Origin of the sequence: Leptolyngbya sp. PL-A3, assembly GCF_039962325.1 — a bacterium.
Taxonomy (GTDB): Bacteria; Cyanobacteriota; Cyanobacteriia; order Elainellales; family Elainellaceae; genus Vacuolonema.
Window position 1 is genome coordinate 212774 of record NZ_JAMPLB010000002.1, and the last position, 12265, is coordinate 225038.

Below are 12265 nucleotides of genomic sequence, written 5' to 3' on the forward strand. Positions count from 1 at the left end.
ACCTATCGACCAAGGGTCAATTCCTCCTTTTTGCCCAGCATGCCTTGAGGCCGCCACATCATCAGAACAATCAGAATGAAGCCAATGACCATGACGCGGAATGCTCCCAAACGGGCGTCTTCGAGAGGAATAATATCCTTCAAGACAAAGCGAGTAATGGTGTCATAGGCCCAGAAGATCGTAGCTCCCAGCACCGTACCTAAATTGCTTCCGGCACCCCCCAATACCACCATAGTCCAGGCGTTGAACGTCACCAACGGCCGGAAATTATCGGGATAAACGGTAGTTAGTTGCCAGCTATAGAGCGCTCCGGCCAAGCCTGCCAAAAATCCTCCCAGCATCAAGGATTGCAGTTTATAGCCGAAGACATTTTTGCCAAGGGCTCGGGCTACTTCTTCGTCTTCGCGAATGGCTTTGATCACCCGTCCCCAGGGCGATCGCACTAACCGTTCCAACCCCCAGTACACCAGGGCCAGCAGCACTACACATAGCAGCATCAATCCATTCTTGCTGGGGTTGTCCTGGTAGTGGTACAGAGCTGTCAGGCCGTATCCAAAGACCCATATCCCAATCACGCTACCAATAAGGGCCATCACAACGCCTAACCCGGCTGACCATCCGGCCACACGCTTGGCCGCTCGTTCTCCGAGCGTCACATAGAGCCATACAGTTCCGGCTAGCGAGCTGAGCAACAGCACCCCTAACAGCCAGGGCGCTACGGCATCCGATTGATTGAGATAGCGAGCAATGACCCCGATGCCAAATAGCAGCAGGACAAGGGACAGCACATAACCCAGGGCAACACGGCCACCGTTCCACAACTCCTGGAAGGGGACGTGCTTCCGGACCTGCTGTAACCATTTGAACACCTGCCAGTACGCCAGTCCCACAACGACTGTGAGAATGGCCATCATGACAATTCGCAAGGGTAGGCTGAGGTTGAGGGTGGCCAGGGGCAGCGGGAAACGTTGGATCCCAAAGGTGCCTTTCGTGAGCCAGTCTTCATTGACGGCAATCAGACGGATGACCTCCGAGACGCCGATGGTGACGATGGCGAGATAGTCTTCGCGCAGGCGCAGGGTAGAAAAACCAATGAGCAGACCGAGGAGAGAGGCGGCGATCGCCCCCAGCACAACTGCCAGGATCAGGGGCACTCCTGCCATGCTGAGCAAGACCGTGGTGTAGGCACCAATCGTCATGAAGGCCACATGGCCAAAGTTAATTAGCCCTGTGAAGCCCCATTGCAAATTGAGACCCAGGGCAAAAATGCTGAAGATGGTGGTAAAAATGACCAGCGAAACGATGAAGTTTTCCATTGCTGGAGAAGAGGATAGAGAATTATCGCCGGAAGCGATGCGGTAGGGAGCAGTTAGGCAGATAGAACATATCTATCAAATCCCTGAATCAACCATTGTGCCAGTCTTAACCCGTTTTGAGAAACCGGAATGCAAGTTGGGCTGCTTGAAACAGGAGCGAAGTACCCCCATACAAGCAAACTATCCGCTGGCGAGGCCCAGGAGCTGTTTTATAAGGTTATTTTTTGGTGCATGAAGTGCGAGAAAAAATAACCTTATAAAGCAAACTCGCGTGCTGAGAAAATCAACTTCCCAAGCATAAAGTATGGCGGATTCTGCAACGCTACAAATGCTGAAGTCCTGACAAGGTGTGAGAATAGATAGGGCTTGTACTCTCGGATTTTATCTGGTGTTGGCTGGGCCTAAGGCCGAGGGCCCAAGTTCGGTCATTTGTATGGGACATACGATGTGATGGGTGCGATCGCCTCCCAACTGAGTTCTCTTGTCGGTACGGCAGCATTGGTTCCCTGGGAACAGCTGTCAGAACCTCTGCAACAAACGTTTACAGAAGCGCTACGCCCTGACTGCCAGCCCGAAGCGGTGGTGTATCCGGAGTCCCAGGAGGCTTTAGCCGAAATCGTAACCTGGGCCAGTCGAGATCAGGTGCGGTTACTCCCGATCGGCAACGGCTCCAAACTGAAGTGGGGAGGGTTGGCCGACGGTATTCAAGTAATTGTCTCCACCGAGCGGTTAAATCGAGTGCTCGATCACGCCGTAGGGGATATGACAGTGACGGTGGAAGCTGGCATTTCCTTTCAAACGTTGCAGGAGACACTGGCTCAGACCAATCAATTTTTCAGTATTGACCCTGCCTATCCTGAGGTCGCTACCTTAGGGGGCATTGTCGCCACGGCGGATGCAGGGGCTTTGCGTCATCGGTACGGTGGCATTCGAGATTTGCTGATTGGACTGAGCCTGGTGCGATCGGACGGCCAGGTGGCGAAGGCAGGCGGCCGGGTAGTCAAGAATGTGGCGGGATATGACCTGATGAAGCTGATGACCGGGTCTTACGGGTCTCTGGGTATTCTCAGCCAGCTAACTCTACGTCTTTATCCCATTCCGGAGGCCTCTGGGACGGTGATTTTGGTTGGGAACGCAGAGGCGATCGCCCAGCTCACCCAGGCCATTCTCCTGTCATCTCTCAGTCCTACTGCGATGGAAGTGCTGGCAGCCTCCACCGTTACGGCCCTTAACCTGGGTCAGGGAATGGGCTTACTGGTAAGGTTTCAGAGTATTGCGGTCAGCGTAGAGCAGCAGATGGTCGAGGTGCTGGACATGGCCCAACAGGTAGGGGTGACGGGCGATCGCCTCACAGACCAGCCCGAAGCTGACCTATGGAAACAATTGCGAGCCTGTTGGGATCAGCCCGCCCATTCTCCTGCTGTTACTTGCAAAATAGGAGTACGGCCTAGTGACGGGGTAACGGTGCTGGAAAAATTGTCCAGCCTGGCTTCCCTCGGTTTAGGAACGATTCATGCAGGGAGTGGGTTGGGGATGGTGCAGGCAGCCGAGATGACCCCGGCAACCCTTCAAGAAATCCGTCAACTCTGCGAAACCCATGGAGGTTTTCTCTCGGTACTGGAAGCGCCCACCTCGCTCAAACAGCAGGTGGATGTCTGGGGAATGGCTCCGGGAAGCCTGCCGTTGATGAAAGGCATAAAGCAGCGCTTTGATCCTCGGGCGATTCTTAGTGCTGGTCGCTTTGTAGATGGCTGTTGAGCTTTTGTATCTCGATTGGCCATTACAAATCTGAGAAGGGCGGGTTTTGCCAGGAGAACAGCCAGGGTGCGATCGTCTTGCTAAATCCGCCCCTACCGCCTTGATTCAGCTTTTTCAGCATCCAATCTGCTAAAAATATCGGCTGAAGTAAGCCCATTTAACCAATTTCACGTTCAGTCCCTTCTGTCGTCCCACCCCTTTCCTATGCCGACCTCCGATGTCCCTTCGCTAGAAAATCTTCCGGTTCAGCCAAACCCAGACGGGTTTGATACTCAAAGCCCACCGCCTGACCCTAAGCTGATTAGTTCCTGTGTCCACTGCGGTTTTTGTCTTTCCACCTGCCCTAGCTATCGGGTTCTGGGCAAGGAAATGGACTCACCTCGGGGACGCATTTACCTGATGGATGCCATTAACCAGGGGGAGGCTCCGCTAGAAAAGCCTGCGGTGGAGCATTTTGATACCTGCTTGGGCTGTTATGCCTGTGTCACGACCTGTCCATCTGGAGTCCAGTATGATCGCCTGATTGAGGCGACGCGCCCACAGATTAACCGGAATTATGAGCGATCGCTGCCCCAAAAGCTGATCCGCAAACTCATCTTCTCGCTGTTCCCCTATCCCAATCGGCTGCGGTTACTGATGCGCCCGGTGGGGCTGTATCAGCGAACGGGATTGCAGGAAAAGTTGCGATCGCTCGGCTGGCTGAAGCAAATTTCGCCTCAACTGGCCGCCATGGAAGGATTGCTGCCTCCCCTTTCCCCCCAGGCATTTGAGGACAAATTGCCCGAGGTGATTCCGGCTCAGGGTGAGAAACGCTATCGGGTAGGGTTGCTGCTGGGATGCGTGCAGCGGCTGTTCAATCCAGAGGTGAATGATGCGACGGTGCGCGTGCTGACGGCGAATGGCTGTGAGGTGGTCATTCCCAAATCCCAGGGATGTTGTGGTGCGCTGCCCCATCACCAGGGTGAGGAGGAACAGGCCCGCGCTCTGGCCCGCCAACTGATCGACTCCTTTGAAGGAACCGGGATCGATGCCCTAGTGATTAATGCATCGGGCTGTGGGCATACGACGAAGGACTACGGCCATTTGTTGAAGGATGACCCGGTGTATGGTGAACGGGCTGCGGCCTTTTCTGCCAAGGTGAAGGATGTGCAGGAGTTCCTGTATGACGTAGGGCTGACGGCTCCCCTCTCGCCATTGCAGGATGAACCTCTGAAGCTGGCCTATCAGGATGCCTGCCACATGATCCATGGTCAAAAAATTAGCCTGCAGCCTCGCCAATTGCTGCGGAAGATCCCCGGTGTGCAACTGCGGGAGCCCATTGACGCGGCTCTGTGCTGCGGCAGTGCAGGAGTCTACAACATCCTGCAACCCGATGTGGCTGAGGAGTTGGGGCGACAAAAGGCAACAAATCTGCTGAATACAGGAGCGATGGTGATTGCCTCCGCCAACATTGGCTGCTTTGTGCAAATTACTAAGCACTTGGAGAAACAGGGGCAGGTGATTCCTGTGCTGCACCCCATGCAGTTGTTGGATATGTCAATTCGGGGCGATCGCCTGGATGAGGATAGTCTGTAATTTAACCTCAGTTCGGGATAAGCTGAAGTGCTCATTTTGGCGTGCGCAAAGCGCACGCCAAAATGAGCGTTTTCGAGTGCCGCGCAACGCGCGGCACTCGAAAACGCCCTTAACCCGAACTCAGGTTAATTTATGAGCTCAGCGGCTTCTTTAAGAGGTCGCTAAGCTTAGGAAGCGCGTAAGGTTGCTGTCTACCAAGCCATAAGTCGGCTAAGAGCCACAAACTATGTTCTTGAGCTGGGCTGCTTGCCTATTCTTCGGGGAGTAAGTTAGCCCCAGTAGGGATCGCCAACGGAATCGTTAGCCAGAAAGTAGCTCCCTGGTTGGGTTCACTGATGACCCCGATCTGTCCACCATGGGCCGTAACAATCTGGCGGCAGAGGTAGAGACCCAAGCCGATGCCTGTAGAGTGGCGCGATTTGGGGCCACGGGAGTAGCGTTGGAAGAGGCGATCGCGCGTCTCTTGACTCATCCCCACCCCGTTATCCTCAATCGTGAAGCGAATCCAGTCTTCCTCTACGGTCGCGCCAATGCGGATGTGAATGCCCGGGGGATTGTGGTTGAGGGCATTAGTAACAAGGTTTTCGAACACGCGTCGCAGTTGCACCGGGTCGGCATTCACCAGGGGGAGGTCGGGGGGAACTTCGTTCACTAACGTGGCCTTGTTCTTCTGCACCAGGGGTTCCAGGTCTTCCACAATCACCTGAACCAACAGCCCCAGTTGTACCAATTCGGGGTTAAGATGAACGCCGCGTGTCTCAGCGGAGTGGGCTTCCAGGAAGGATTTGATCAGTTGGAGTTGGTGCTGGTTACTCTGCACCATCCGCTCCAGAATCATGCGGGAGACGGGAATGGTGTCACCCGGTTGATTCAACAGGTTGTTGATCACCAGGGAGATCCCCATCACTGGAGTACGCAGATCATGGGAGAAGGCGTTGAGGAATTCGTCTTTGAGCTCGTTGAGTTCCTGTAGCTCCTCCATTTTTTGCTGTAACTCAGCGGTGCGTTCCTGCACTTTGCGTTCCAGATCTCGGTTGAGGTCACGCACCTTCTCGTAGAGCTTGGCCTGTTGGACGGCAATGCTGACCTGCACCGCGAGCTTTTGCATCAGCTCAACTTCAGAGGGCTGCCAGTGGCGGGGGCCAGAGCATTGATGCACTACCAGTAGGCCAAAGAAGCTATTTTCAAGCATGATAGGCACGGAGAGCGCCGCTCGTACCTGGAAGCGGGCGTAGTGTGCGGCGATCGCCGGATACCCTGTCATCTGCTGCGTATCTGTCAGTACGCGCACCTGGCCATTGGAAAATAACTCTTTTAATTCCCGTAAATGCTCTGGGTCAGTGAGCAAAGAACCCATCAAAGATGACCACTGGGGTACTACGGCCTCAGCGATAATCACTCCGGTGTCTTCATTGTCGCCCCCGTGTCCGATGCAGACTCGATCCGCCTTTAGGTATTGGCGCACCTCGGTTACGGTGGTGTTAAGGATTTGTTGCAAATCGAGGGATTCTCGAATGCGGAGAGCGATTTGGCCCAGGAGGCGATCGCGCTCTGCGGCCTCCAGTAGTTTTTGTTCAGTTCGCTTGCGCTCCGTGATGTCGGTCATCACATCAATCAGGCAAGCTTGACCACTAATTTGAATAATTTCAGCCGAGAACAGCACATCTCGAATTTCCCCAGTGCGGGTGTGGAATTGGTATTCCAGGTTCCGTACTTCCCCCTTGGTTTGAAGGATTTGCACCATCTCGTCCCGCTGGGCTGGGTTTACCCAAAAATTGATTTCATAAACTGAATGGCCGAGCAGATCCTCGCGGTTATAGCCAAAAGTTTCCAGGAAGCCATCGTTTACATCCATCAAGCGGCCATCTCCCAAAGTGGCGATGGTCATGGGGTTGGGGCTGGACTTAAAGGTTTTGGAAAACTTTTCTTCAGATTGACGGAGGGCGTCTTCGGAGCGTTTGCGATCGCTAATATCCCGCACAATAGCAATCACCTCGTCTTCACCACTGACAACAACGCGGGCCTCATAATCCCGTAAGTGATTGGGATCAATGGGAGAACCATCAGGCTGGCTTACCATCTGTCGATAGAGCTGATCAAGCCCGGCATAGGGCTGAATCATAGCCAATTTGAGTTGGTATTCAAAATTCTGAATCTTACCCGTTTCTAAAGCTCGGTGGACGTACTGCATCCGTTCCTCTGCCACTTTGGGAGGGAGAACGTCATAGACCGATTTCCCGATGAGATTTTCGGCAGGCACCATCAGAGTGCTGTTTTCCCCTGCCTTGCAATCCAGGTACGTACCATCTCGCCGGATGCGGAAAATTAGGTCAGGCACAGCCTGTAATAAAGCCCGGTTACGGGATTCGCTCTCCCGAACCACCTGTTCAGACCGACGCTGAACCGTGACGTCGCGGATGCTCGCTACCCGCGCCAGAGTTCCCCGGTAATAAATGGCCTTAACCGACACCTCTGCTATAAATTGCGTGCCATCTTTGCGGATGCCAATGCTTTCGTAATCGTAGGGTTGGGTCGGGCTATTGAGGGAGCGCCAGCGTTGGGCGATCGACCCCTTAGACTCCATGTCTGCCAGGTCGAGCACTGACATGCCAATCATTTCGTCGTAGGTGTAGCCAAATAGATCCTCGGCTGCTGGGTTTACATCCAGGATCCTCTGATAGTTGTGGATAACGACAGCTTCGAAGGTGGCATCAAAAAAGCTCTGTAGGCGTTCCTCGCTGGCTCGTAATTCCTCTGCAACCTGCTGGCGATCGGTGACATCTTGCACAACCCACAGCACTTCCTGAGGACCGCTGACTGCAACCCGCGCTTCGTAATAGCGCTGGCCGGTGGGCTCCGTTAACTGATATTCGCAGGTTTGTAACTTGCCACTCGTTAAGGCTTTTTGAATGACGCTTTGGCATAGCTCGGCGACATCCGGCGGCAGTAGGTCGGTCAAATACTTGCCGAGGACGACATCCTGGGGAATTGATCGAACACCGTTGGCCTTGAAATCAAGATATTGACCTTCGGCACTGATGCGGAACATCAGGTCGGGGCTGGCATCTAGCATGGCCTTGTAGTAGGTGGCCCGCTGGAAGGTATCCTGGTCCATCGTTGACAGAAGACCGCATAACTGTTCGAATGCTGCGTCGTCGCGACAGCAACCCCGGAGTGCTTGCAGGCAGTCTTCCTCGAATCCCATTTCCTGTCTTGTCTGCCTCTGAAAACTTGTGATCGGAACTAAGGGAAATCCGGCGTTGCCGTCTCCTATGTAATGGCGTATCGATAGTGCATGTTTTCTTGTAGCTTCAATCTTAAGACTAAGTTCCCCAATTGCGAGTCGATGTGTCGTGGCTTACCAGACATACTTTTTCAAGGGTGTTGATTTTACGCGCCTGAAGGGCACCCAGAGGTAACACTCTAAGAAGGGCTGGTAGCGCCAGGACTGTGAGCTATCGTCTATCTTAGAGAAGAAGCACACCATATATGGCCTTTGGTTCTGCCCTTTCCACTCGTCTGCTTCACAAGCATGGATTTTGAATTGGTGCAGCCTGCTTCTGAGGGTACAGGGCTCCCTTCGAGCCAAATTCAGGCAAAGCAGACTTGTGTGCGATCGCTGTCTTCGGTTTACTTCCCCGGCCAAGCAGTTAGATAGCTACACCTTTTCGGTTAATCTCCAAACACCCGCCTGAAAAGGTTGATTTTCTGCATCCTTAAGGTATAGAAAATCAATCCTTTCAAAAACGTTTCAAATAACTTCTAAAGTTGAAACAAATTCCTTGTACTTAAATCCACAACAGAAGTTGTTTTGAGAAGAGACATCGCTGACTTTTCTGCAATTGCCTGGGATAACTGAATTTTATTGACTTGAATTAAGCCTTCAACGATAAAAGAATCTCGCACAGTGGCACTCTTTTCAGACATAAATGGTGTCTCATAAAAGACCTCACGAATTCCCGCCGAAATAATTAATTTAAGGCAGTACAAACAGGGCTCCAGAGTCACATAAATGCTAGCTCCATCGGTTGAGATGCCATGCTTAGCTGCTTGGGCAATTGCATTGGCTTCAGCATGAACAGCACGAGAGGGCATGTCTTTGCTAGCATCGCAACTGCTTAATCCCTCATAACAGTAGCCCTGCGTTATGCAGTGTCCCGAACCGGAAGGTGGGCCATTATAACCCGTTGCTAAAACTTGTTTATTTTTGACGATTACTGCTCCCACTGGAAAAGCAAGGCAGGTTGATCGGGTAGATGCCAGTTTTGCTAGCATCAAGAAATACTCATCCCAAGATGGCCTTTGGTGGGCGGCAGAATTCTGTGGAGGCAATTGCATCGTATCAACAGGCTTTGCTGAAGCATCTGTTTGAGTGGACGCAATCATTAAACCACTATATGGACAGCCGCATCCGTATGGAAGCCAGCATTCTGGAAACCTGTTTAAAGGGGTTGATTTTCTGGGCCGAAGAGACAGAAAATCAACCCCTTTAATATCTTTTTGAAGAGCTTCTCAAGATGAATGACTGAATGTCCTAATAACAAGTAAGGTTAAATGCTAATGATAGAAAGTGGTGCAGCGCTTTGTGCTGCACCACTTTCTATCATTAGCATTTAACCCGACGTGATATAAATACGTTGATAGTTATGATGCTGATTCGGATTATTCAAACCATCTTTGATTGAGTTGTGATTTAAGAGGATGTCTATACTCCAGTAGAACCAAATCCTCCCTCGCCTCTTGTGGTTGAAGCTAAATCTTCTACTTCTTCAACGGCTACCTGAAAGACGGGCTTAACTACCATTTGGGCCACCTTCATCCCAACGGTCACGTGAAAAGGAATTTTCCCGTGGTTAATTAGAATGATTCCAACTTCGCCCCGATAGCCCTCATCAATGGTTCCTGGTGTGTTTAGCACTGTAATCTGATGCTTGAGGGCTAAACCGCTCCGAGGTCTAACTTGTGCTTCTGTATGCGGTGGTAGCTGAATGCTGATCCCAGTAGGAATGAGAGCACTTTCACCTGGCCCGATAATTTTTTCTGCTGCCGCAAACAAATCCATCCCTGCATCCCCATCATGTGCATATTGGGGCAACCGGGCGTTTTCGTTCAGCTTCTTAACCTTCAGTAACAACTCCATCACCAGACCAGATCTTAGTAAACCGAACTAGGCTACCAGAGGATAGAGTCTTTAGGAAGGCTAACAGCTCAAATTCAGCAATTCTCATTTTGAAATCAGTCCCGAGAACCGCGCGCCCAAGGCGCGCGGTTCTCGGGCATCAAAGCCAAGAGTTCACGCCCGTAGGGCGTGAACTCTTGGCTTTGATGCCCATACTGAGAATTGCTGGCTCAAATTTATGGTGTTGGGTGATCTGGCATGAATCTCGCTATCGGCAATGAAACCAGGGCCATAGCTGAGCAACGAGAAGCCTTAAAACATTTGAAGGCTTACAAACTTTCGTCTGGAAAACCGCTAGGGTGTCATGAAGTCATAATAACCGGGCCGGTATCTCAGCTTGTATTGCCCCTGTCGGCGTCCTGAGACAAATCCTCCTTGCATGGGAGAATTGAGTGCAGCGTCAGGAGATTTGGGCGAAGCACTAGCTCCATACCCGGCTCAGTCGGTTTTAACTCTTCATGTAAGGATATAGCAATGACAAGTTGGAAGAATGGTTCTTGGAAGCTTGGGTGCATGCTGGCAACAGCGATCGCCCTCGGAGGCATCTCCCTCGTTTCAATCGCTCCTGCCGCCCGGGCTCAGCAGACGCTATTTGAGGAGCAGGGCAACCTGCAACCCATGGAGGACGAATATACCTTCTCCGGGACTGCTGGACAGACGGTGACAATCGCGATGAATAGCGATGTGTTTGATACTCTGCTCGTGCTGCGTGGCCCCAATGGGCAAGACGTCACGATGAACGATGACTACGCGCGTAGCCTTAACTCCACCATTGTGGCAACGCTGCCAACAACAGGTACCTATACGGTTTTGGCCCGCTCCTTCTCTGGTCAAGGTGGAGCCTATCGAATTGTGGTACGTCCGGCGACAGCCTATGACCAGGCTTACGCCCGTGGGTTTGAGCAACTCCGTAATGGGCAGATGGATCAGGCGATTGCCTCCTTTACCGACGCGATTGGTCAAGACCCGAACCAGCCGATCGTCTATCTAGATCGCGGTGACGCTTACTACAGCCAGGGCAATATTCAGGGTGTCGTTGCAGACTATACCCGTGCAGCTGAGCTATACGAGCGAGCAGGAGATACGATGGCAGCCCAAGGCTTGCGGGAGCAACTTGAGTATATGCGGTCGAATCCCACACCTATGCCCATGCCCATGCCTATGCCCATGCCATAAGAGCAATCATCCCAATTCTTGACTAATCTCAGTTCGGAATACGCTGGATTGCCATGTTGAGTGCTGCACAACGCATAGCACTTGAAAACGGCCTTAACTAAACTCCAAGTTGAATAGCAAAATCGCGTCGTTTGGCGACGCGATTTTGCTATTCAACCGTGCCTGTTTGGGTGTGCTGAGTGGAAGCCGACGCGTGTATGCGTAAGGCTGTATTACTGGCGTTGAGTGGCGATCGCCAAGCGCACCCCAGGAATTTGGCGCAACTGATCCATGACGCCTACTACGGCACCATGACTGACCGCTTTATCGGCGTTGATGACAACAATGGGTGGAGTGGGGTTATTGGCGATCGCTTGCTGCACACGGCCTGCCAGGGTGCTGAGATCCATCGGTTCTTGATCCAGCGCTAAACCTCCGTCAGACGTGATGCTGACAACCAGTTGGGTCTGATTTTGCTCCTCGGAAGTAGCCGCCCCAGGCAAATTTACAGGAAGCCCGGCAGAACGGGTTAGATAGAGCGATGACATGATAAAAAATGTGAGGATCGCAAAGATCACATCGATCATGGGCACGATGTTGATCTGAGAGGGTGGCTCCGGTTCACTGGGTAGGCGCATAGGGGGCTCCTCCTTTCTCGTAACGGCGGCGGTAGAGTAGCTCGATCTGACCTCCATACTCCTGGATCAGGGCAATTTGCCGTTGATACAGGCCACGAAACATATTGGCAAAGAGAAGCGTGGCGATCGCTACCACCAACCCTGATGCTGTCGAAACCAACGCTTCACTAATGCCCGCGGTCACATTCGTTGTCTGAGTGCTGGAGGCTTCGCCAAGGCGCAGGGATGCAAAAGAATGAATCAGCCCCAAAACGGTACCGAGCAACCCCAGTAACGGCGCAACACTGATGACTGTGTCAAATACAGTGTTAAAGCGTTTTAAGAGTGGAATCTCTGCCTGGGCTGCACTCTCTAATGCCAGCCGAAACTCTTCAGGAGTGGGGTGATCCAACTCCAGCGCAGCTAGAAAAATCCGGGCCATGGGTAACTGAGCGTTCTGTTCCAGCTTTTGAAAAGCAGCCCGGGAGCTACGCTTATACAAGGACAGGGTTTCTTGTATCACCTGATCCTGGGTCTTCATAATCTGAAACCAAAACACTAACCGTTCCATAACTAAAGCCAGGGCGAGGATGGAGAATCCCACCAGGGGAATCATCACGACCCCACCCGCTATGAACAGGTCACGCAAAGGCATCGCAGTTGGC

General features: G+C 52.4%; 12 protein-coding genes. 5 read left to right on the forward strand and 7 right to left on the reverse strand.

Annotated features, from left to right (window positions below; translation table 11 throughout):
- Window positions 1-2: 2 nt before the first annotated feature.
- Window positions 3-1316, reverse strand: coding sequence for a branched-chain amino acid ABC transporter permease (locus NDI52_RS02645; RefSeq protein ID WP_190775216.1), 1314 nt, complete (start codon window positions 1314-1316; stop codon window positions 3-5).
- 429 nt (window positions 1317-1745) lie between these two features.
- Here NDI52_RS02645 and NDI52_RS02650 point away from each other — a divergent pair, with 429 nt between their 5' ends.
- On the forward strand, window positions 1746-3074 hold the full coding sequence (locus NDI52_RS02650; protein ID WP_242035724.1) for an FAD-binding oxidoreductase: 1329 nt from the start codon (window positions 1746-1748) through the stop codon (window positions 3072-3074).
- 22 nt (window positions 3075-3096) lie between these two features.
- Here NDI52_RS02650 and NDI52_RS02655 read toward each other — a convergent pair whose 3' ends face one another.
- Window positions 3097-3231, reverse strand: coding sequence for a hypothetical protein (locus tag NDI52_RS02655; protein WP_277874376.1), 135 nt, complete (start codon window positions 3229-3231; stop codon window positions 3097-3099).
- 47 nt (window positions 3232-3278) lie between these two features.
- Here NDI52_RS02655 and glcF point away from each other — a divergent pair, with 47 nt between their 5' ends.
- A complete protein-coding gene (glcF, locus tag NDI52_RS02660; protein WP_190775215.1) occupies window positions 3279-4649 on the forward strand; it encodes a glycolate oxidase subunit GlcF in 1371 nt (456 codons plus the stop codon).
- 250 nt (window positions 4650-4899) lie between these two features.
- Here the strand turns inward: glcF and NDI52_RS02665 are convergent, their stop codons facing one another.
- On the reverse strand, window positions 4900-7854 hold the full coding sequence (locus NDI52_RS02665) for a PAS domain S-box protein (protein WP_190775214.1): 2955 nt from the start codon (window positions 7852-7854) through the stop codon (window positions 4900-4902).
- 327 nt (window positions 7855-8181) lie between these two features.
- Between NDI52_RS02665 and NDI52_RS02670 the strand changes: the two genes are divergently transcribed.
- The gene (locus NDI52_RS02670) at window positions 8182-8307 is read left to right on the forward strand and encodes a hypothetical protein (protein ID WP_348250373.1); all 126 of its coding nucleotides are present in this window, start codon (window positions 8182-8184) and stop codon (window positions 8305-8307) included.
- A gap of 104 nt (window positions 8308-8411) precedes the next feature.
- Here the strand turns inward: NDI52_RS02670 and NDI52_RS02675 are convergent, their stop codons facing one another.
- Window positions 8412-8987: a dCMP deaminase family protein gene (locus tag NDI52_RS02675; RefSeq protein WP_190775245.1), complete on the reverse strand. Its 576-nt coding sequence runs from the start codon at window positions 8985-8987 to the stop codon at window positions 8412-8414.
- Between NDI52_RS02675 and NDI52_RS02680 the strand changes: the two genes are divergently transcribed.
- A complete protein-coding gene (locus tag NDI52_RS02680) occupies window positions 8906-9142 on the forward strand; it encodes a hypothetical protein (RefSeq protein ID WP_348256318.1) in 237 nt (78 codons plus the stop codon). The genes NDI52_RS02675 and NDI52_RS02680 overlap by 82 nt on opposite strands.
- Before the next feature lie 212 nt (window positions 9143-9354).
- Here NDI52_RS02680 and dut read toward each other — a convergent pair whose 3' ends face one another.
- On the reverse strand, window positions 9355-9789 hold the full coding sequence (gene dut, locus NDI52_RS02685) for a dUTP diphosphatase (RefSeq protein WP_190775244.1): 435 nt from the start codon (window positions 9787-9789) through the stop codon (window positions 9355-9357).
- 513 nt (window positions 9790-10302) lie between these two features.
- Between dut and NDI52_RS02690 the strand changes: the two genes are divergently transcribed.
- A complete protein-coding gene (locus NDI52_RS02690; RefSeq protein ID WP_190775213.1) occupies window positions 10303-11004 on the forward strand; it encodes a pre-peptidase C-terminal domain-containing protein in 702 nt (233 codons plus the stop codon).
- 212 nt (window positions 11005-11216) lie between these two features.
- Here the strand turns inward: NDI52_RS02690 and NDI52_RS02695 are convergent, their stop codons facing one another.
- Window positions 11217-11621 (reverse strand): biopolymer transporter ExbD, encoded by a 405-nt coding sequence (locus NDI52_RS02695; protein ID WP_190775212.1) that lies wholly within the window; start codon window positions 11619-11621, stop codon window positions 11217-11219.
- Window positions 11605-12255, reverse strand: a complete 651-nt coding sequence (locus tag NDI52_RS02700) for a MotA/TolQ/ExbB proton channel family protein (RefSeq protein ID WP_190775211.1) — start codon at window positions 12253-12255, stop codon at window positions 11605-11607. The genes NDI52_RS02695 and NDI52_RS02700 overlap by 17 nt, the downstream gene beginning before the upstream one ends.
- Between the last annotated feature and the right edge of the window lie 10 nt (window positions 12256-12265).